The following is a 21,290-nucleotide window of genomic DNA, read 5'->3' on the forward strand; positions in this document are numbered from 1 at the left end:
ATCTTCTATCCTCAATCTTCTATCCTCAATCTTCTATCCTCAATCTTCTATCCTCAATCTTCTTCTATCCTCAATCTTCTATCCTCAATCTTCTATCCTCTATCTTCTATCCTCTATCCTCGATCCTCTATCCTCTATCCTCTATCCTCTAATCCCCGCCAGTACCTCATTCAACTCAGCCCACGCCAATTTCACGTGCTCGCGCGTCGTGCGGATGTTCCCTATCGCGAGCCTCAACGTCAGTTTCCCAGCAAGCTTGGTGTGAGAGAGGTACACTTTCCCTCTGCGATTCACCTCGTCCATTAAGCGTTCGTTCAGGGTATCGAGGTCGGCTTCGTTCGACACGTCTTGCGGATGAGCCCTGAAGCACACAAGGCTGAATGGAACCGGGGCGAGCCGCTCGAAGTCTTCGCTCTGCTCAACCCAATTCGCGAACTCGCCAGCCAGCGCGATCTGATGCCGGATGCGCGCTTGTAGACCTTCGACCCCGAAGTAGCGCATCACGAACCAAAACTTGAGCGCGCGAAAACGTCTGCCAAGTTGAGGCCCGTAGTCCATGAAATTCTTGACCTCGTCGCCTTCAGCGGTGCGCAGATATTCAGGCACAAGGCTGAACGCGCCGCGAAGCACGTTCATCCTTCGACAGTAGAGCACGCTCAGATCGACCGGAACAAACAAGCCCTTGTGAGGATTCACGACTAAAGAGTCGGCGCGGTCGGCCCCCTCGAGCACCCATCGCATCTCCGGCACGACTGCCGCTGATCCGCCATAAGCCGCGTCCACGTGCAGCCACAAGCCTTCATGCTCGCAGATATCCGCGATAGCCGGGACGGGATCGATGCTGGTCGTCGAAGTGGTGCCCGTGGTCGCTACGACACAAAACGGCCGCCAGCCATTTGCGCGATCCTCCTGTATCGCATGCGCGAGTGCGCCGGCATCCATTCGATAGTCGGCGTCGGTTGCGATTTTGCGCAGGCCGGCCTGTCCGATGCCGAGAGTAATCGCCGACTTATCGACTGAGGAGTGCACGTGTTCGGAGGCGTACATGCGCAGCTTCGCGCCTGTCGCTCCGAGGCCTTGCTCGCGCACGTTCAATCCGGCGGCTTCGCGAGCGGCTGCAATTGCGCACAGGGTTGATATCGAAGCGGTGTCGTAGATCACTCCCTCAAAAGATTCCGGCAATCCGAGCATCTTGCGCAGCCACTCGAGCGTGACTTCTTCAAGCTCGGTTGCAGAAGGCGACGTTCGCCACAACATTGCATTCACGTTGAACGCCGCGCTCAGCATCTCGCCCAATATGCCCGGCGCGGAACCGCTGATGGCAAAGTAGGCAAAGAAGCCGGGATGATTCCAATGCGTGACTCCGGGGACAATCACGCGCTCCAGATCGGCGAGCATCGCTTGCATGGCTTCGCCACGTTCCGGCGCGGTCGTCGGCAGCGCTTGCTTCACCTGGCCAGGTTGATTTTGAGAGAGTACAGGATAGCGCTCAGGGTGAGAGAGGTAGTCGGCAATCCATTCGACAACCTGATGGCCGTAACGCCGAAAGTCCTCGGCGGTCATATCGCCGATGTACTCTGGTTGTGATCCTGGTGTTTCGGGTTTCATTCTGGTGATGGGTATGGGTGTGATCTTCTCGCCGCAACGTGGCACGGCCTGAAAAAGGGCGCGCAAGACGCGCGGGCATCATAGTTGTCACATCATCCGGAGAGCCGAACATAATCCGCTCTGCGTTTCACTGGTGTGAAGCCCTCCGCGACGATCGCCTCTCGCAGCATCATTTCAGTCGCGCGGTGGTTCGCTCCCGCCGGAGTGATGACGTTTTCCTCGATCATCGTGCTGCCCAGATCGTTTGCCCCGTAGTGCAAGCCCTGCCGCCCGACATCGAGGCCTTGAGTGAGCCACGACGCCTGGAGATTGGGAATGTTGTCTAGATACAACCTACCAATTGCGAGCCATCTCAGATACTCATCGCCGGGAATGCGATCAGGAAACCGCTTGCCGATCGGCGTATTGTCAGGCTGAAGCGTCCACGGAATGAATGAGACGAATCCAGGACTGCGGTCTTGAAGCTCTCGCAATCTTTCGAAGTGCATAAGCCGATGATCGCGAGTCTCGCCCATCCCGAACATCATCGTTGCCGTAGTCGGTATGCCCATCGTGTGCGCGACGTCCATCACGCCCAGCCACTCTTCGGTGTTGCAATGAGTGCGCCGCTTGCGTCGAATCTCGTCTACGAGGATCTCGCCGCCGCCGCCGGGTATCGAGTCAAGACCCGCCTCTCGAAGCTCGCGAAGCAACCCTTCGACTCCAAGCCCGGTGATCTTGGCTAGATGATCGAGCTCCGGCGGGGAGAAGCAATGGAGATGAATCTTGTATCGAGTTTTCAGTTCGCGCAAAAGTCCGGTGTAATAATCAAGCGGAAGATCAGGGTGAAGACCACCCTGCATCAGCACTCCGCTGCCGCCCAGCTCGATCATCTCTTCGACCTTGCGGAAGATCTCTTCGTAACTATGAACGTAGCCTTCGGGCGAGCCCGGCTTTCGATAGAAAGCGCAAAAGGTACATACCGAAACACAGACGTTTGAATAGTTGACATTGCGATCGACCACGTAGGTCACGACGTCATCGGGGTGAAACGCCTTTCGTAGTTTGTCAGCCAGGCGCCCGAGTTCCTCAGTTGAAGCCGAGTCCTCAACCGCTTTCCACTCTTCATACGTCAGCCGTTCGCGCGCCTCGACGCGGGCGAGCAAATCGCCTACTTCGGTTCTCTCCAAGGTGTCTTCCATAGCAAGCCTCGCCGGGATTATAGCCAACGAGGAACCCAAATCAAAAACAAACGGGGCAAAGGCATTGGTCATTTGTCATTGGTCATTGGTCATTGGTCATTAGTTCTTCGTCAATGGCAAAGGTAAGCAAGGGACAAATGACCAATGACCAATGACCAACGACGAATGACAAATGACCAATGACTGTGGTAAACCGTTAGGTCAAGCGTTGCGCTCCCGTTTTGCCGCGCCGGGAAACCGTGTTGGTCTCTCGCCAATATTAACTATCGAGAACACTCACGCCGATGGACGCATACAATAAGGTCCAAAACATATCGTTGATAGTCCAACCCGGCGACAGTTTCTTCCCGATCGTCGACGCGATAGACAGCGCCACCTCCAGCATCAAGATGACCATCTTTCGAATGAACGATCCCATCGTCCGCGAGGCGATGACCTACGCCGTGTCTCGCGGAGTCAAGGTGCAAGCCCTGGTTGCTCCGGCCTCGAAGGGTTGGACCAAGCGTAATAAACGGCTTGCGGAAGAACTGTCAAAGGTCGGCATCGAGGTCACCGTGCCGAGAGCGCGGAAGGAAAAGATCAAACGGTATCACTACAAGATAATGACCATCGATAATCAGGTATCGTTGATCTTGACCTTCAATCCTACTCAAAAGAACCTTCACTACGCGCGGGACTTCGGTCTGCTGATACGAGACCAGGAGATCGCAACCGAGTTGAGCCGTCTGTTCGACTGCGATTGGTCCGGCGAGAGCTTCAAGCCGAGCGATTCGCCGCTGCTCATCAGTCCATACAACAGCCGTCAAAAAATGATGGAGTTGCTCGGTTCAGCGGAACGGACGATTCGGATACTTGATGCGAAGGTCCAGGACCAGCAAGCAATCGGGCTGCTTCTGCGCAAGGCGTCCGCCGGGTGCAGCGTAAAGATAATCAGCGAAGATACCTCCTACCACGAGGTAGTGCCGAACTATCATGTGCGCAAGCTCGCTCGTTACAAGCTGCACGCAAAGTGCGTCGTGGTTGACGGCAGCAGGTTCTTCATAGGCAGCCAAAACATCCGCGACGAGAGCCTGGATCGCCGGCGCGAAGTCGGGATCATCGTGGAAGACGACGCGATGGCGCGAAAAATAGAACGCGTGTTCGATGAAGACTGGGAGAATACAACTGAGATGCGCGCGGCCACGGAGGGCGTCGTAGCTGATGCGTGATCCGTGAAAACGTGATGCGTGAAACGTGATGCGTGACCGGATGAGTCTGATTAAACGCTTACTTCGACTGTCGGTCCGGTCACGCATCACGTTTCACGCATCACGTTTCACGCATCACACACTCCTATGACTTGCCTTCGATGCCGAATCAAGATGATCGAGAAGAAGCGCAGCTATCACAAGAAGCGCAAGTGGGCTTGTCCCAAATGTGGCGCGGCGCGTATGCAAACTCAGAAGCCGCGGCCGGCAAGAATCAATCGAGGTACACAAGTATGAACAAAGGCCATCGGACAGACTTCAAGAAGGGCGACGAGGTGAGCTTCGCCATGCCTTCCGGCGTGCTCTACGGCACTGTCACTCGCGTGCTCGGCGCGGATGAATCGGCCGCGGTTGAAATTGAGTTCGAAGACGGCCGGAAGGAAATCAAGAAGGTGCGCGACCGGGCGCTGAGCCTGCTGAGGCGAGCAAGCGGAGTCAGCGAGGTAGAGGAACGCCACTCTGACCGCGAACGCTTGAGCGATCCGGAAATCCAGCGCCTCTTCCGCAGCGAGCAGCGAAGGAAATCGTAACAATAGTGAAGCCGGGCAGAAGATCGACCGGCGTTAATGCCGGATCACTTTGCTGGTTGGCGAGTACCGCATGAGTTCACGGTACCTACTTGAAGATCGGCGAATGGTTCAGAATCGGGTTCTTGAAGCGTCAACAGGAGCACACCCAGTCCGAGATCGACCACCTGGCATTCACCATTGATGATGAAGATCTCGCTGCCTTGGCGCGGCGGCTGACGGAATACAAGATCGAAGTGGTCGATCAAAGCGCGGACCGAATGATCATCCGCGATCCATTCGGAATGATGCTGGAGCTGTGGCCCAGATCAGTTCTGCAGAGGATGGGGTTGCTCTGAGTGACGATAGTTCAGTGAATGAGCCGCGCAATGAGCTGCGACAGAGGGCTATCGTGAAAGGTTAACGGACGATAAGCAAGCAAGTAAATAATTCGGACGAAGCCGTATGCTCCAAGCCCAATTGCGAAAGCGCGCACGAGGTTGAACCGCTCCTCGAAATGATCAATCCGCTGAACTACGCTGCTTTTGTTCAACAGCACGCTCGCTGACCTTATCCAGACGACAACCAAACCCAAGAACAGGACTGGCCCGAGCAGGTTGAAGCCGAAAGCGTTCGCGAAGTCACCTTTGCCCAGCGCGCAGAACGAATGGGTCAGCCCACAACCGGGGCATGGCAGACCTGTGAAATTCTTAAAGCCGCAGATGGTGAAATACTCGCTGGCGGAGGGCTTGAACAGCACGCTCGCCAGGAACACGGCGGATAGTCCAATCAGCGCAAACACCGCGAGCCTCTTGGACTGCCCTTCCCTCGCAGGTTCAACCGCGTTATTAACTTGGTGTCCGATTGCCGAGTCAACTTCCATAAGCGCACGGCTCACAATCTGCGAAGGGCTCGACCACTCGCGGCCTCTTCCCGACCTGAGACGAAATCTTCAACCAGCTTCACGAACTGCCGCCGGTATTCTAGCATAGGCAGAAATCCGCAGTCCCGCATTGTCGCCAGCCTCCCAGCTCTTGCCAACGAAAACAATCTGCGCGCTTCCGCCGCGCCTTTCTTATCCTTCTCTCCACAGATCAGCAGGGTCGGAGAGTTGGTGCGTTTGATAACGTCTTCAAGTAAAGCGACTGCTTCCCCGGTCGATGCTGAAAGAGCCGTGTCATAAGCAGCGCGCGGGCTCAGACTCGCAAAATCGTTGAACAGGCGGTCGCGATAAGGCTGAGGAGCGCGGCGGAATCTTCTCGCGACCAGGTTTCGCAAAAGCGGATACGCGGCTAACTCACGCAGCGCAAGCGAGGCCGGCGTGAGCACCGCGAGGTCCTTGACGTCATCTTGCGCGAAGCCTCGGCGGGGGCTAACGACGATCAATGAGCGCAGGTCTTGCGGATGGCGGTCCGCGTTGACCGCCGCAATCAACGAACCCATCTCGTGGCCGACGATGACAGCGTCGAAGACATTCACCGCACTAACGACCGAGTGCAAGTCCTCGGCATGGTCTTCAATAGTGAAGCTTGCGTTGATCGAAGCAGGCTGCGAACGCGCTACGCCGCGTGAATCGTACATCACACACCGATGCCGGTTCTTGAGCAGCGCTACCGCCGGCCGCCAGCACTCACACGACATCGCCCATCCGCTAACAAAAACAAGAGGGGGCCCGTCGCCGGTGATCTCGTAGTAAAGCGGCCCGCTGTTGGAGTCCAAAAACATTTCTATTCCGTACCGACGTGCTACGTTACCTGGCGGTCACGCACAGCCGCACTTCCCGCATCGAGACGTTGATTCTGCACTTCGCGTCCCGTCATTGCAATCGGGCGTCGAGCCGCTAGCCGTTTTCTTGACACTCCTCAAACGGCCTCAGTAACATTCGCATTTGTCTCAACGGTTGGAAACGCAACATGGAACACGCTGACGAAGAGTTCATGCGACAAGCGCTGGCCGAGGCCGATGCCGCGGGCCAGGACGGCGAGGTTCCAGTCGGCGCGGTTATTGTGCTCGGCGGAATCGTGATAGCGCGCGGTCGCAACAGCGTGATTAGAGCGAGCGACCCGACTGCACACGCCGAGATTGTCGCTCTGAGAGAAGCTGCGCGAGCCGCTGGCAACTACCGGCTTACGGGCGCAACCATGTATTCGACCATCGAGCCTTGCGCGATGTGTGCGGGTGCGCTGGTGCATGCGCGCATTGCACGCTTGGTCTACGGCGCGAAGGACACGAAGGCTGGCGCGGTGGAAACTCATTTCGGTATCTGTTCAACCGATTTCCTCAATCATCAGGTAAGCGTCGAAGGCGGCATCCTTGAGGACGAATGTCGGCGGGTGCTACAATCCTTTTTTCGCGAAAGACGTAACACCCTATAGCATGCGGAGAGGTGCGAGAGTGGTTGAATCGGGCGGTCTCGAAAACCGTTGAACCCGCAAGGGTTCCGTGGGTTCGAATCCCACCCTCTCCGCCAGAGAATCAGAAGGCAGTAGGCAGCGCGCAGTAGGCAGCAAGGGCGGGTAGTTCCCTGCTCGGTTTTCTGCCTTCTGCCTTCCGCCTACTGCCCGCTGATTCAGGAGAGGTGCAGGAGTGGCTGAACTGGCAGCACTGGAAATGCTGTGTACGGGAAACTGTACCGTGGGTTCGAATCCCACCCTCTCCGCCAGAAACAGAAGGCAGAAGGCAGAAGGCAGAAAGCAGAAGGCAGAAACAGAGTCAGTGAAAGCCAACTTGGTTCTGCCTTCTGCTTTCTGCCTTCCGCGTTCTGTTTTATCAGGCTCCGGACGCCGTGCAATCGCGAGGCTGCAAACCCCGCCAGGCCGGGAACGGAGCAACGGTAGCGGTCCTCGGATGTGCCGCGGCCTCTCCGGAGCCTGACCAGTTTTTGCCTGGGAGCGTGGCGCTGACTTTAGTCTGTGTGCGAGGGTCCAATTTAACGATTTCCATAGGCTAAAGTCTGCGCCACATCGAGTAGCGTTTCACCGCAGTGCTCATTTGATCTTGCGAACCTCAATCATGTCGGACTCACACGTACTAGCCCGAAAGTTCAGACCGCAAACCTTCGATCAGGTCATCGGACAAGAGGCGATCACTCGCACGCTTAACAACGCGCTGAAGAGCGAGCGGATACATCACGCCTACTTGTTCACGGGGCCGCGCGGAGTTGGGAAAACCACGACTGCGAGAATCCTGGCCAAATCGCTCAACTGCGCGGAGCGGATCACCACAACCCCCTGCGACGCTTGCTCCTCCTGCATCGAGATCACAGCTTCGCGGTCGATAGACGTTCTGGAGATCGACGCCGCATCAAACACCGGGGTCGACAATGTGCGCGACGTCATTATCAACTCGATAACTATTGCGCCCGCGCGCGACCGCAACAAGATCTTCATCATCGATGAAGTTCACATGCTCTCGACGGCGGCATTCAACGCGCTGCTCAAGACGCTGGAGGAGCCGCCTCCTCGAGTCGTCTTCATTCTGGCGACCACCGAACAGGGTAAGGTTCCGGATACGATCTTGTCGCGCTGCCAGATATTCGAGTTCCGTTCAATAACGCTTAAGAAGATGGTTCAGGAACTGCGCCGGATAGCGGTTGCCGAGAAGATCGAGATCAGCGACGCAGCGTTGCTTGCGATCGCGCGGGTCGGCGAGGGCTCGATGCGCGATGCTGAATCGGCGCTCGATCAGGTGATAAGCTTTGCCGGCTCGACTGTGAGCGACGACGACGTGTCCGCGGCCCTCGGGCTTGTCGATACTGAAACGCTTAACAACACTCTTCAGTCGATCGCGGATCAAGACTCCCAGCGTCTTGTTCGCATAGTCGATGAAGTGGTCTCGCGCGGCTACGATCTGCGTAACTTCTGCCGCGAGATGATGGTGCATATCCGCGCGCTGCTCGTGGTCAAGATCGCCGGATTCGATTCGGAGCTGGTCCAGTTGCCTGAAAGCGAGGCCGATACACTCACGCGGCTCAGCGAATCCTTTTCAGAGCAGGATCTGCTGCGGTTCTTTTCGATCCTTACCAAGACCGAACAGGACATTCGATTGTCATCGCAGCCGCGGTTTCAACTCGAGATGGGACTCGTGAAGCTGGCGCAGGCGCGCAGGCTCTTCTTGCTCGAAGAAGCTCTTGGGCGTATTGAAGCGCTCGAATCAAGACTTGGCGTCGCAGGACCTCCGTCGAGTTCATCACCGGGCCGGGGGCCCGGTTCGCAGAGAGGTTCGCAGAGAGGCTCGCAGAGGGCCTCGCAACCAGCTCAGGACTCGACTCGTTCGTCAACAACGCCGCGCGCTGCGCCGCCGGCAACTCGGGCTCGCGATGGCCAGTCAGCCGCGGAACAACCTCAAGCGGGAGGGCAAATAGCGACATCTGCCGAAGTCGCCGGTTCTGCACCGCCAACAGCAGCGGCGGCGAGCGCCACTCCAGCGCGGTCGAGCCTGAGCGCCGAACCGACTCCGCCTCCTGAAGTCGGGGTCCCGCCGCCCCCGATTGATGAGCCTTACGACGTCGCGCCCAGTCGTGCGCCAAAACCGGCCTCCCCCCCTAAAATCGCGAGCAGCGAGAGAGGCCCTGTTGACAAGATCAAAGATGCACTCGAAGCGAAGGGGAAGACCAGGGTTGTAGCGGCACTCGACAAAGGAACGATCTCGATCGATGGTGATTCTCTTCGCGTCGCGTATTCGCCTGAGAACAGCAACTGCAAAGCAGAGATTGAAGATCGCAACAGACGCATCGCGATAGAAGATGCGTGCGAACAAGTTCTCGGCCGCAGGCTCACGCTTCGGGCTTCGATCGACGGCCAAGCGGAAGCCGCAAACATCGACGCCGCGACTGGAAGCGAGCGCGGCCCAAAGCGAAAAGAGAGTATCAAAGACGCAGCCCAGGATGAACCTAAACTTCGAGCGCTCGTCGACAAGTTTCACGGTGAGGTCATCGAGGTCATAAAACCGGAGCAGTAGCTCTCGCGGGCAGCGCGGTTTGTCTGTTTGAGCGAGCCGCAGGTCCTAGTTGTCGAAAAGCAGGAGGCAAGACGATGAAATTTCCAGGCGGGTTGGATTTGCAGGAGATGATGAAGCAGGCGCAGCAGATGCAGGAAGAGATGCAGCGCGAGATGCAACGCATTCGCGTGGATGCGAGTGCCGGAGGAGGAGTCGTAAGCGTTGCGATGAACGGCTCGAAGGAATTGGTCGATCTTAAGATTGATCCTGAAGCGGTAAAAAGCGGCGATGTTGAGATGCTTCAGGACTTGATCATCGCGGCGGTCAATGAAGCGTCCAGAAAAGCCGACGAGGCAATGAAGGGTAAGCTCGGCTCGAAGCTCGGAGGGATGGGGCTGCCCGACGGGCTGCTCTGACGCCTGCGCGTCAGACCCTTGCCTGCGGGCGCAAGATCTGTTCATCAACGTCATCCCTCTGAAAGCGAGACTATGCTCGACTACGCAGAACCCGTAACCAAGCTCATCGATGAACTTCAGAAGATGCCGGGCGTCGGGGCGAAGTCGGCTCAGCGCATGGCGTTTTACATCTTGCGTGCCGATCGGCAAGAGACCGACCGCTTGATTGAAGCCATCCAGGAAGTCAAAGACAAGATCATCTTCTGCTCGTTGTGCAACAACATCACCGACGTCGACCCGTGCCGTTATTGCACGAGCCCGCAGCGCGACCGGCGAGTGCTTCTGATCGTCGAAGAACCCTTCAACCTTGTCACTGTCGAAAAGACTCGCGAGTACCGGGGTCTCTATCATGTGCTTCACGGCGCGCTGTCGCCGATTCGGGGGATCGGGCCTGATCAACTGAAGATCAAGAACCTGTTCGAGCGGCTCCGCGTGGAAGACGTCGAAGAGATCATCCTGGCTACCAACCCCAACACCGAAGGCGAAGCAACGGCAAATTACCTGGCGAAGCTTCTGAAGCCGCTCGGCATGCGAATCACTCGCATAGCGATGGGCGTGCCTGTAGGGTCAGACCTTGAGTACGCCGACGAAGTGACGATGCACAAGGCACTCACGAACCGGATTGAGGTATAAGCGGTCGTGCGTTGGCGATAAATCGGTTTTGAGAAGCCTTGCGGTCGTGCCGCTGGCGCAGAACGATCTCGTAATCTGAAATCCTGTCAGGCTTGCCACTGATCCGTCACCGGTGTATAGTCGCGCCCGTAAACGGAGCTTGCCATGCAGATCCCCGTCTCACGTGTGCCGCCCAGGAGCAGACTACAGCCGCAGGAAGCAGCCGCAGTTAAGCCGAAACTCTTAGATCAGGTCCGGCAGGCTATTCGCACCCGGCATTACAGCACCCGAACACATCATTTTCACGAGACCGCTGTGCAGAAGGCAATGAAGCTGGCCGTCAATCGCGCCCGCATAGGCAAGCCGGCCACGCCTCATACGTTGCGGCATTCATTCGCTACGCACTTGCTGGAGGATGGCTACGATATTCGGACGATTCAGGAGTTGTTGGGACACAACGATCTCAATACCACGATGATTTACACTCACGTGTTGAACAAAGGCGGCCGGGGCGTGCGCAGCCCGGCGGATCTGTTGTGAGTCGCAGCCACCTGATTATACAAAGCGGGAATATGCGGAAACGAACGGTCTGGCTAACACTTCGAGAATTTACATCAGCTTCTGCGAAGTAATCTGTTGAACGATGACAGAATAACGGACCCAGACGGTCTCGGATCGCATTGGATTATGCGGAAAGAATCTTCTGGATAAAAGGATTATACAGGGCCGTATAATTCATGTTCGGCGGCGGCGGTGAAATAAGTGGCGCGGCAAGCTTTACCAACGCCCTTTTCTTAGTACTCAATCCAATGTGGGAGGCACAATGAAAACTCTATTTATTCTAGTTGTCACGGTAATGTTACTGTTTGCGATACGTGAATCGGCTCAGTCTCAAAGTAAGCAATCGAAATCAGCAAAACCTGAAATAACTAACGTCCAAATGCTTGAAGCACTTGCCCGACAAATGGCGAGAGACGATAATGCGAAGGTCAAGTCGTGCCAAATGTGCGGTGGGGGTGGAGATGATGACGTAAAGTGGTTTGTCAAAAGTGTCACCACCCGGAGCGTCGATCTTAATGAAGATGGAAGGCCAGAGTGGATAATGAGCCTCTGTGGTAATCACACTTGTTCGGGCTGGATTTACAGGGCGGTTGCGGGCAAGTATGAAATGCTCTTTGCGGGTTATATGGGCGATGTTTCTGAAACCGCTCCCGTGGATACCGTCAGTAACGGTTATAGAGATTTGCGGCATGATGGTGGAGCTTACGCAATGATTCTCAAATATGATGGTAGACGCTATAAGCTGACAGAATGTTTGGAATATAAACCAACCTATAATCGCCAAGGGAAGATGTTGCGCCGAAAGCTAGTCCGTCGTGGTCCGTGTCCTAAATGATTCTGGATTAACTGGCACAAATGCAGTCATTGAATATGAACAACCAAGTGTCCCGAACAACTGCGATTTGCCTTTTTACCGAGTCGCTACCGCTCCCCGTTCTGACGGGCGCAACTCCCTCTGCCGAACAACACGGTGCAGCGGAGCGCGCGAAGCGGATTCTTCATGGTTAATCGGAGTGCCTCGCGCGCGCCCGCTGACCGTGAGCGTTAGGCGGCGCTCGCCACCTTATCGCTCGATTGTTGAGAAAAATTACTTACCAGAGGCGGAAACGATGAACGAAATTCAGGGTATAGCCAGGCTTATGATTCATGAGGGAAAGCTTGAGGAATTCAAGCGTCTCGCCGCTAAGTGCATGGAACGGGCGCGCACCAGGGAGCGCGGGACGCTGCGGTACGACTGGTTCTTCAGCGCCGACCATTCCGAGTGTGTGGTGTACGAGAGATATCGTGACTCGGACGCTCTTCTCGAACAACCGTCCGACGACTTAGTAAGAAGTGTGGTGCCGCAAATAAAGCAGACACATCAACACTCTCTGACAGGGCGTCACCTCACGCGGGCATCCGTCTCTTTCATGAAAACGACGTTTGCGTTGCGGACGGTTCTGTAATCTTGCAGTCCGCTGGCTTTCTAATTCCGACAGCGTCAGCAACAAAACTTCGGCTAAGACTTTCGGCTGCAAGCCAAAGAGTGCTTTAATGGTCGCGGCAGAGTGTCGGTTGAGGCATTTGATTGTCATACCTTAACTTTAGCCTAAGTTCTCGGCCCTTTCCTATCGAACTTTGTTGGAGCATGTAATGAAATACACAATAACGATTCTTATCGTGATGTTTTTGTTGGCTCTGGTATCGTCCGCAGCCGGACAGGCTGTCGCGAAGGAAAATGGATACAAGCTTATGCCTGGTACGGAAACACCGGCTTTTAAGAAATCGTCAGATGGTGAAATGTGTCTGGTTTTCCGCGAATACATTGTAAAGACTTCCCAACGTCGAGACACAGGAGAAAACGTTACAGTTTACAAGCGCGAAGCCTCGGCTATTGCGGAAAGCGCCTGCAAGGAAACAGGCAGTTCTTATTTTGATACCGAATCCAGCGATCAATTTTTTTTCGGGCTCTCCGGCTCGCTGTTGTTCGTAAACAAAGATTCCAGTGTCGAGCCTTATCGCGACTTGACAATCTACAATTTGAAGACGCGTGAGTGGCTAACTGAAGAAACTTACACTGGAGAACCAAAACTCGTCGATGGAAGATTTGTGGTATTCGATTCAGATTCCGACAAAAGAGGCGAGGAGAAAACTTGTAAGGATTACGCGAAATGGATAAGCGAGGACTTGAGCATCACCTGGGTACAGGGAAAAAAGCTTGATCTTCAAACGCTGAAGGTATCAAATGTCGGCGGGCTTCGCTGCCTTTCGTATCGACTACGGATCCCTGGCGCATGATTGTAGGCGCTAATCCGAATTGTTCGTTAAAGGGCGAGCATCAAACAATTCGTTTGGAAAACCCGGGAGAATATTCATGAAACAGTCTAGTCACAAAATTTTTTCAGGTCTGTTCTTTGCGTTTATTTGCGGTCTCTCGATCCCGCACGTGGCTCTTGGCCAAACCGAGAAGCTGGGCATTGTCCAATACACGCCTCCGAGAGGCTGGACTAGAACGGCAAAGGTGGAAAACGTGGTGGCGTTCAGCGATATAAAACAGAGCGGCGTATTCTGCATTGTCACGCTTTACGGCGCAACAAACGGCACTGGAAATCCGGCCGGAGACTTCACGCGCGAATGGAATAATCTGGTCGCGGGGCAGATGAAAGCGGATGAAAATCCGAAGCCGGACACGCAATCGGCTGAAGGCTGGACAATACTTTCGGGCGGTTCTCCGGTTGTGGCGGATACCGGCAAAGCTCTGGCGTTTCTAACCGTTATCAGCGGATTCGGGCAAACCGTCAGCATGCTGGCTGTTTTCAATGATCCGGCATATGTAAAACAGGTGGATGATTTTGTCAGCGCGCTGGAGTTGGATAAACCCGCCGCGCCGGCAAAAACTTCGACCGCACCTGCCCCGGCGGCTGTCGATGCCAACGGCAAACTCATCATCCCACTTCCGACGCGGCAGCTCACCGTCGCCGATCTGGCGGGGGAATGGGGCGAGGGCGATAGTCGTATCGCAACGGCGTATTACAGCGCCAACACGGGAGACTACGTTGGGACAGACAGGCTCGCGTTCAGAACCAAGCACGCCATCACACAGAGCGGCGGCTATCTGAACGATTTCTTTGAGATCAGAAACGGCAGAAAACTTTCCGACAAGACAACCGGAACCGTCGCGATCAACGGGTCGGTTTTTTCTATCGTCCGAGGCAAGAGCATATCGAAGTATGTTATCCGCGGCTGGCTGGAGCTGCCCGACGCGACGCTGATGAAGATCACGGGCCCCTGGTATGACGGTGAGATTCCGCCCCAGGTATTTACCAGTCTTGAACACGCCGCAAACCTTGACAGCATCTGGGTTCGCAAGAAGTGAGGTTGGTTTTCGGTATCAATCCTCGCCGTTAAGTGCATGGAATCGAATCGCACCAAGGATTCCGGGACATTGCAGTACGACTGGTTCTTCAGCGACGATCAGTCCGAGTGTGTAGTGCACGAGAGATATCGGAACTCCGAGGCTCTTCTTGAGCACACCGCGAAACTCGGAGAGACGATGGACGCAATTTTTGCGACAAGCTCCGTCTCGGGCGAAATCTTGGGGACGCCTAGCCCAGAGCTGATGAAGGCACTCGAGGGTAGCGATGTGCGGATCTATTCTCCGTACCAGTCGATATAATTCGCACACTTGATCGCGGAGTGTACTTTGACTGGATGAGGGCGCGTGCCGGTCGTGGGCACGCCGCCTAACAAGTCATTCAACCGGAGCGCGAATAGCGTTGCTTTCATGCGCGAGACTTGTCGCTTATGACGTTGTCTGCGCGCCCGGTTAATTCGGGCGTTAGGCGGCTTCAGTATTATCGTCAGCAGAAAAGGAGTGTATCAAAGCATGAATGACGGATTCGTGACAGTTCCCCAGGGTCACAAGATAGTCACTATCCATCCCAGCACTCAGCCGCAGGTGTGGCAACTCGAATCGAAGTTTCTTGTATTGGACTTCGGCCTCAATAGCGATTGGCGAGCTTTCGTTTCAGATTTCGATGAGAGGGTAGGTCAAGTTGAAGTTCAGCCGACGGTAGCGATTCTTCAAGGCGCAATGCTCGATAGGCTACAGGCATCGGGCGAAATCCACGACTTTGTGTCGGAGTGGCAGCGCCTCAGGGAGCGAGGATGGCAAGCGGTCTGGGTATTGCCTCGGGAGGCAGCCGAACGAATGGACGCAGTTGAGTTGCTCAAGTCGGCTGGCTTCGGTGTTCATGGCTCAGCCAAAGACGGGGCGTGCTTTATCGAGGTTCACAAACCCGACGGGACGATTACCATCGGCATGACGGGGCCGAGTATTTAGTAATAGGCTCGACCTTGTAGCCATCGGCCGAATCAGCATTTGCACCGGAACCGGCTCAATGTGAGTCAAGAACCTGAGCGGAACCAGCTTTCATAAAGCGTGCGGCCTAACAACGGCATGCACCCGACGCCCCATCACGCTGCCTCTTATGAATCTTGAATTGGGGCGCGGGTGATGCCGGGCGTTAGCGTACCGCCTGATAGCACGACCGTTGAGCCCGACGAAAGTGAACGGCATGCGCTGCTAGAACACGCGACGACGGGAAGCGCGCCAGTGAAGTGAGAGGAGTAATGAAATATGAAAGGCGACCAAGCCAGTCGGCCCATTCCGCTGTTCGGGGCGAGGAAGATGGCGCGCGAACTCCTTGCGGAGGTCGACTCTCTCAGAGCGCAGTGTGACCAGTCGAGAGAGACGCTAGCGAGGCTCGGAGCTCTGTCGGTTCTTCAGCTCGAGGCCAAGCGAGCCGGTCTTGAGCGCGAGATCGTTGAGCAAGCAGCGCGGCTAGAACGAGAGCGCGCGGATGCTGCGGAAGCGCTGTGCGCAGCCAGTACGCAGCTTGATGAGGCGCGGAAGGCGATCGTTGTGACCGAGGAGTTGGCCCTGCTGCAAGAGGTCGGGATATACCGGTATAGACATCCGTTGACCGATGCTGTCGCTTATCAGAGGGAACTCGATGCCATGGAGGAGAGAATCAAGGCGATGGCGCGAAAGGACGGCGGCGCAGTTCTCGCGGCGACGGACTGGACTGTCAATGGATCGATCGTGCAAGGTCGGGCAATGGTACGAGACTTCTCGAAGCTGCTACTGCGGGCATTCAACGCTGAGGCAGACAATTTGGTCAGAGGTCTGAAACCCTACAAGCTCGACGCCGCGATCGAGCGGCTCACGAAAGTGTCGGAAGTCATCGAGCGCCTTGGGAAGACGATGAACATCAAGATATCGACGCCGTACCTGAAGGAGCGCGTGCGTGAGCTTGAGCTGACCGCTGACTTTCTGCAGAAGCAGGCCGAAAAAAAGGAAGCTGAGCGTGTTGAACGAGACCGTCTGCGTGAAGAGCGTAAGGTGCAGCAGGAAATCGAGAGGGAGCGCGCGCGCCTAGAGAAGGAGCGTCAGCACTATTCAAATGCCCTCGAGGCCTTGGTTGCAAAAGGCGATGACGTCGGCGCTGCCCGACTCCGTGATGAGCTGAGGGATGTTCAACGGGCTATCGAGGACGTGGACTACCGAGCGGCCAACATACGCGCGGGCTACGTGTACGTTATTTCGAATCTAGGTTCATTCGGCGAGGATATGGTCAAGGTGGGTATGACACGCCGACTGGACCCAATGGATAGAATCCGTGAGTCTCAGCGACGCCTCGGTCCCGTTCAACTTCGACATTCATGCTTTGTTCTTCTCGAAAGACGCCGTCGGTATCGAATCCGCGATGCACGAGCGCCTAGCCGCTCAACGGGTGAACCTGGTCAATCAGCGACGCGAGTTCTTCCGGGCCACACCTGCGGACGCGAAGGCTCACCTCGCCGAACTGGCGGGCGAGCTGTTGCAGTATCAGGATGTTCCAGATGCGCTCGAGTACCGTGAGAGTCTTACGCGAGCGGAGCGGTCGGGAGCGAACGCGCGCGTAAGCCCAGGAGTCGCCTAGAGCGCCGCCGCGGCAGCAGGACGCCGGCGGAAGGAATATGCACCACCATCAAAGCGAAGATCGGAGACTCTGTTGGGAGAGTTGGGTGTCCCCTGAGCGGCGGCTAACTCACGCTTGCAGCCGACGTAGCCCGCTGCACACTCAACGTGGGTGCTAAGATCTCGCGTGCGGGCTACGCGGCTGAAGCGTAGGCCGTTAGGCGTTTACAACCTCGATGCTTAGCACAAGAAATAGCTCGCATCAGGACACGTAGCCGCTGAGACCATGGTTCCTATGTCGCCGCCGGCTGTGAAAGACGCAAGTGCCACAAGTCTAGGTCGCGAACTTTGACGGAGGCTAGTCGCGACTGGGCAACGAGGTTCGAAAGATAGACAGGTTATTGGTCTGGAGGGCAGTATGCCAAGCACTAGCCGTAGCTCCGATGAAGCGTTGTCGATCTTGCTGGATCCCAGCAAGCGCAGTGAGGCAGAAGGGATCTTCAGGAGGCTATTAACGGCAGTTCAAGAAAAACAGGGCACAGATTCCCCCGAGGCGGCGGCAATATCGAACAAACTCGGGGAGATCATAGCATTTGACGGACGACACGCAGAGGCTGTTGAGCTCTTTTGGCAGTCAGTACGAGTAAGCGCAGCCCAAACCGAAGTTTCCCCACAGGCTGCCACGTATTACCGGAATCTTGGTTTAAGTTTAGCCTGCCTTGATCGGCGCGATGATGCGGTCCTCGCGATACAGGCCATGGTCGAAATGCTCGAACAGGGCGTTGGTGCTCAAGACAGCCGCGTGACTGAGGCCCGCTCACTCCTGGCGAAGATTTCTACGGGGTGGAAACCACCACTCCCGAATGCGCTGCTTCCGTCATCGGCTCACGAAACCGGAGATGCCGACTCAGATGCCGCCAGCACCATAGTCGCTGAGTTTGATCTTAACTACTCCCTGTGGGAGGCTGCTTATTTGAAGGCCGCCCCTGACACGCCACAGGGCTTTCTCATTCGCCTTCAGCGGCTTCGCGCCGATCCTCGCTCTGACTCCGAATATAACCGGCTGCGCGACACCACGTGGATGCTCGGGCGATCTCTCCAGGGGATTGCCCCGGACATCACGAAAGCGGTCTTTGGCAAAAACCCTGCCTTTGCCCAAACCTACTACATTCAAGAGATGCTGCTCGCACCAGTGCAGAAGTACTTGCCGGAAAGCGTTCTCAAGCTCTTGCCCAATATCGCGTTCGGTACATTGCCAGTGCGCTCCATTAATGGTGGCGCACTTCGAGCGCCAAAAGACGGATACATAATCGTGTTGGATACTGGGCTCTTCCAAATCCTGTCTTACTTCCTCGAATCCATTTTCATAGAGGTCAAGCTGCATCAGGAAGGTCGTGATGCTGATGCTAATGCTTACAGAAACTCTATCTACACATTCATCTGTGACTACTACCGCGAGCGGGGAAATATCAGCTTCGCTTTTCCACAATCTGACCACGCCCTAAGAGTTGAAGAGCAAGCAGTTTTTGGTTTCAGACTCATATGCGCAGAGCTATTCATCCTCTGTCACGAGATCGCGCATGTCGCTCTCGGGCATCTCGAGGATTGCGATACTGTTGTTCTGAGGAGTCGTGCATTCGACGAAGCTCTCGCACACCACGGCGAAAGGCCTCTTCTGGTGTATTCCTACAATGAGGCGAAAGAGTTGATGGCGGATGTTCTTGGGTTCTCTATGTTTCGATCTATCTGGTTCCATCACCCGGTTTTGGCGCCGGTAGCCAACAATCCGAATATGCGAGATCTTTGGGAAAATGAGGCGCTTCTTGTTTTCTCCCTATTAAGCTTGATCGAAAAGAATGTGCCCTCGCATGTGGGCATATCCAGCCACCCTCCTGTCGAGAAACGACTAGAGGCGCTGTTTTATCAAGCTGCACGTGAGGCACAGTCTCAGGGACTCAAAATCGCAGGCGATAAGCTGCCCGCTGCGATGGATTGGATACGTAAGCATGCACAAATGGCGCGCAACATGCCTGTTATCAAAGGAGGATAGAGTAATGAGAGAACCGCTGGACGTTGCCTTAACCTTCCCCGCTGAAATGAACGAGGCTGACCTAACGGCACTATTGACAGCCGTCAAACAGGGCTTCGACATCATTGATGACGGCCGTTCGAATTTCAATGCGGACTGGGTTACCATTATCGCTCTACTCAAGGACGGTGCGGAAATAGTGGGCGGCCTTGGGGCGCTGGCCTCATTGGCCAACACACTGATTGCGTGGCGGACCAAGACGGTCAGAAGCGGACGACCAACACCAGTTCGAATTAAAGTGAGTGGTCGGAAAGAAATCGATCTTGAATCTGTCTCCGATGATGAAATCAGGCGCCTCATCGGAAGACCATAGAGGGTATCAAACAACAAGATCTTCATCGTTCATGGACACGACAACGAAGCGAAGCACACGTTTGGCTTGTTGGGTGCTGGGCTGTTCTCCTTTATCGTCGGAACTATTCTATGGATACATAGGGCTTGGAAGTTTCACGATGTCAAATAACAGATCGAGTATAGCTAAGAGCAGTTTCCGGAAAATAGATTGAATTGGAATGGCGCTCATCAACACGGCGTCTAACTCTGCCGTGAACCGGAGCGCGGCAATCGAGAGTCTCAACACCTTCTCAGTTTTTGCGCCGCGCCCGGTTACGCCACTCGTTAGGCGGCACGGCCGGGTCGGTAGTGCCATCGTGCGTGTTTGGTGTTCGAAACCTTCGTGGCATGGCGAAAGGAGAACAAGATGCCAGACGTGGTTCCGTTTTTGACCTATGAGGACGGCATTGCCGCCCTAGAATGGCTGGCCGAAGTGTTTGGATTCACGGAGACAGCTCGCTTCACGTCTTCCGATGGGAGGCTTTCTCACGGAGAAATGTCGATCGGGGATGGACTAATCATGTTGGCCAGTCCGTCGCCGGACTATGAAGGCCCCAAGCGACATCGCGGCAACTGCGAGATTGCCGCCTCATGGTCCGCTCTGCCATGGATCATTGATGGTGTTCTCGTCTATGTTGAGGACGTCGATGAGCACTATGCTCGGGCTAAGGCCGCAGGAGCCGTTATCTTGTCTGAACCGGAGGATGGGCCGCCAGCGCGACGATATCGAGTTGAGGATCTAGAAGGACATCGATGGATGTTCATGGCACGAAACTAGCCCGCACGCTATTCACGATCGCAACGGGAGTGGAACGCGGTGCCGCCTAACAAAGGGATGGAGCTGACAGTCAAAAGCGACACGCCCTTTGCAAAGAGAAGAGCAAAGGGCGCGCCGCTTTTGCCTGCAGCTCATCCCAGACGTTAGGGCTCCCAGGAGAAGCTAGTTATGAACCCAGAGAAAGAAGATCGTCGACCAAGAAGTCGCGCCGAGTTGCTCGACCTGATGCGTCGCCGCGATATCACTGGTTGGCAAAGTCTCTGCGACTACCTTGGCATGTCGCTTTCCGGTCTGTGCGAAACCAACCAAGGCGGCTGGTGGATGCACCAAGTTGAGATCCTTCGCTCTTGCGGTTTTCTTCGAATCGAAAAAGACGACTCATTGTCGCCTGTTGCTGACGGCGAGCCATATTTCCCGCGAGAACTTGAAGGACGATTCGTCGTGACTGATCTGTGGCGCGATGTTCAAGCCGCCCTGGAAATTGGTCTGTCCGATATCGCAAATATGAATCGCGAAGGATCTACGGTAATGCGCCCGGTTTTTGGGCCCCCTGGCGAAGATCATGCGCACGATGTATTCGTACTTATGCCCTTTTCTGAGGACCTTGAGCCCGTCTATACGGACCACATCCTAAAGGTCACTGACAAACTCGATTTGTCCACTAAACGTGCTGATGATCTCTACTCCCCGACGTTCATCGTCCGAGATATCTGGAATTCAATCAACTCTGCGAAAGTCATCATCGCTGACTGCACCGGGAGGAATCCGAATGTGTTTTACGAACTGGGAATTGCTCACACGGTCGGCAAATCACCAATAATCCTTACACAGGACGATCAGATCCCCTTTGACATTAATTATGTACGCCTCATCAAATACCAGTACACACCAAGAGGAATGGAAAAATTTGAACAATATTTGGAACGATACCTAGGATATGTACTCGGGCGATGTACATAGATTTAACTCGACCACTGATCCCTAACAACAACTTAAGACTTCGCGCGGCGCGGCTCAGAAGCGTTCTCCCTCAGACGCCAC

The 21,290-nt window shown here is 55.3% G+C and carries 19 protein-coding genes, 2 tRNA genes, 1 other RNA gene and 2 pseudogenes; 20 read left to right on the top strand and 4 right to left on the bottom strand.

Annotation, left to right across the window (positions count from 1 at the left end; all coding sequences use genetic code 11):
• Positions 1-141: 141 nt before the first annotated feature.
• Both AABO57_25510 and mqnC read right to left on the bottom strand, forming a co-directional pair.
• Complete coding sequence (locus tag AABO57_25510; GenBank protein MEK6289091.1) at positions 142-1,608, bottom strand: pyridoxal-dependent decarboxylase; 1,467 nt, start codon at positions 1,606-1,608, stop codon at positions 142-144.
• Positions 1,609-1,700: 92 nt separating this feature from the next.
• The gene (mqnC, locus tag AABO57_25515; protein MEK6289092.1) at positions 1,701-2,789 is read right to left on the bottom strand and encodes a cyclic dehypoxanthinyl futalosine synthase; all 1,089 of its coding nucleotides are present in this window, start codon (positions 2,787-2,789) and stop codon (positions 1,701-1,703) included.
• Between the two features lie 284 nt (positions 2,790-3,073).
• Between mqnC and AABO57_25520 the strand changes: the two genes are divergently transcribed.
• From AABO57_25520 to AABO57_25530, 3 genes are all read left to right on the top strand, one after another.
• Positions 3,074-3,997 carry a phospholipase D-like domain-containing protein gene (locus tag AABO57_25520; protein MEK6289093.1) on the top strand — a complete coding sequence of 308 codons (924 nt, stop codon included), beginning with the start codon at positions 3,074-3,076 and terminating at the stop codon, positions 3,995-3,997.
• Positions 3,998-4,137: 140 nt separating this feature from the next.
• Positions 4,138-4,566 carry a hypothetical protein gene (locus AABO57_25525; GenBank protein ID MEK6289094.1) on the top strand — a complete coding sequence of 143 codons (429 nt, stop codon included), beginning with the start codon at positions 4,138-4,140 and terminating at the stop codon, positions 4,564-4,566.
• 89 nt (positions 4,567-4,655) lie between these two features.
• Positions 4,656-4,901: a hypothetical protein gene (locus tag AABO57_25530; protein ID MEK6289095.1), complete on the top strand. Its 246-nt coding sequence runs from the start codon at positions 4,656-4,658 to the stop codon at positions 4,899-4,901.
• An 11-nt stretch (positions 4,902-4,912) separates the two neighbouring features.
• Here AABO57_25530 and AABO57_25535 read toward each other — a convergent pair whose 3' ends face one another.
• Together AABO57_25535 and AABO57_25540 are read right to left on the bottom strand one after the other, a co-directional pair.
• Complete coding sequence (locus AABO57_25535) at positions 4,913-5,425, bottom strand: DUF2752 domain-containing protein (GenBank protein ID MEK6289096.1); 513 nt, start codon at positions 5,423-5,425, stop codon at positions 4,913-4,915.
• Between the two features lie 11 nt (positions 5,426-5,436).
• The gene (locus AABO57_25540; GenBank protein ID MEK6289097.1) at positions 5,437-6,267 is read right to left on the bottom strand and encodes an alpha/beta hydrolase; all 831 of its coding nucleotides are present in this window, start codon (positions 6,265-6,267) and stop codon (positions 5,437-5,439) included.
• 188 nt (positions 6,268-6,455) lie between these two features.
• On the opposite strand from AABO57_25540, the gene tadA reads away from it, so the two are divergent.
• The 17 genes and pseudogenes from tadA (at position 6,456) to AABO57_25625 (ending at position 21,209) form a co-directional block, all read left to right on the top strand.
• Positions 6,456-6,917, top strand: a complete 462-nt coding sequence (gene tadA, locus AABO57_25545) for a tRNA adenosine(34) deaminase TadA (protein MEK6289098.1) — start codon at positions 6,456-6,458, stop codon at positions 6,915-6,917.
• 5 nt (positions 6,918-6,922) lie between these two features.
• Positions 6,923-7,012 (top strand) — tRNA-Ser (locus AABO57_25550).
• A gap of 102 nt (positions 7,013-7,114) precedes the next feature.
• Positions 7,115-7,204 (top strand) — tRNA-Ser (locus AABO57_25555).
• 112 nt (positions 7,205-7,316) lie between these two features.
• Positions 7,317-7,414, top strand: an RNA gene (gene ffs / locus AABO57_25560) — signal recognition particle sRNA small type.
• Between the two features lie 140 nt (positions 7,415-7,554).
• Positions 7,555-9,501, top strand: coding sequence for a DNA polymerase III subunit gamma/tau (dnaX, locus tag AABO57_25565; GenBank protein MEK6289099.1), 1,947 nt, complete (start codon positions 7,555-7,557; stop codon positions 9,499-9,501).
• A gap of 74 nt (positions 9,502-9,575) precedes the next feature.
• Complete coding sequence (locus AABO57_25570) at positions 9,576-9,896, top strand: YbaB/EbfC family nucleoid-associated protein (protein ID MEK6289100.1); 321 nt, start codon at positions 9,576-9,578, stop codon at positions 9,894-9,896.
• 72 nt (positions 9,897-9,968) lie between these two features.
• Positions 9,969-10,568 carry a recombination mediator RecR gene (recR, locus tag AABO57_25575; protein MEK6289101.1) on the top strand — a complete coding sequence of 200 codons (600 nt, stop codon included), beginning with the start codon at positions 9,969-9,971 and terminating at the stop codon, positions 10,566-10,568.
• Between the two features lie 264 nt (positions 10,569-10,832).
• Positions 10,833-11,087, top strand: a pseudogene (locus tag AABO57_25580) (tyrosine-type recombinase/integrase).
• A 283-nt stretch (positions 11,088-11,370) separates the two neighbouring features.
• Positions 11,371-11,943, top strand: a complete 573-nt coding sequence (locus tag AABO57_25585; GenBank protein MEK6289102.1) for a hypothetical protein — start codon at positions 11,371-11,373, stop codon at positions 11,941-11,943.
• 797 nt (positions 11,944-12,740) lie between these two features.
• Entirely contained in the window at positions 12,741-13,385 is a 645-nt protein-coding gene (locus AABO57_25590; GenBank protein ID MEK6289103.1) for a hypothetical protein, read from the top strand.
• 76 nt (positions 13,386-13,461) lie between these two features.
• Complete coding sequence (locus AABO57_25595) at positions 13,462-14,463, top strand: hypothetical protein (protein ID MEK6289104.1); 1,002 nt, start codon at positions 13,462-13,464, stop codon at positions 14,461-14,463.
• A gap of 510 nt (positions 14,464-14,973) precedes the next feature.
• The gene (locus AABO57_25600) at positions 14,974-15,429 is read left to right on the top strand and encodes a hypothetical protein (protein ID MEK6289105.1); all 456 of its coding nucleotides are present in this window, start codon (positions 14,974-14,976) and stop codon (positions 15,427-15,429) included.
• Positions 15,430-16,206: 777 nt separating this feature from the next.
• A pseudogene (locus tag AABO57_25605) lies at positions 16,207-17,071 on the top strand (DUF4041 domain-containing protein).
• A 396-nt stretch (positions 17,072-17,467) separates the two neighbouring features.
• On the top strand, positions 17,468-19,099 hold the full coding sequence (locus AABO57_25610; GenBank protein MEK6289106.1) for a hypothetical protein: 1,632 nt from the start codon (positions 17,468-17,470) through the stop codon (positions 19,097-19,099).
• Positions 19,100-19,103: 4 nt separating this feature from the next.
• Positions 19,104-19,451, top strand: a complete 348-nt coding sequence (locus AABO57_25615; protein ID MEK6289107.1) for a hypothetical protein — start codon at positions 19,104-19,106, stop codon at positions 19,449-19,451.
• Between the two features lie 387 nt (positions 19,452-19,838).
• Positions 19,839-20,249: a VOC family protein gene (locus AABO57_25620; protein ID MEK6289108.1), complete on the top strand. Its 411-nt coding sequence runs from the start codon at positions 19,839-19,841 to the stop codon at positions 20,247-20,249.
• 168 nt (positions 20,250-20,417) lie between these two features.
• A complete protein-coding gene (locus AABO57_25625; protein MEK6289109.1) occupies positions 20,418-21,209 on the top strand; it encodes a hypothetical protein in 792 nt (263 codons plus the stop codon).
• The last annotated feature ends 81 nt before the right edge of the window (positions 21,210-21,290 follow it).

This window comes from Acidobacteriota bacterium, from assembly GCA_038040445.1.
Lineage (GTDB): Bacteria > Acidobacteriota > Blastocatellia > UBA7656 > UBA7656 > Onstottus_A > Onstottus_A frigus.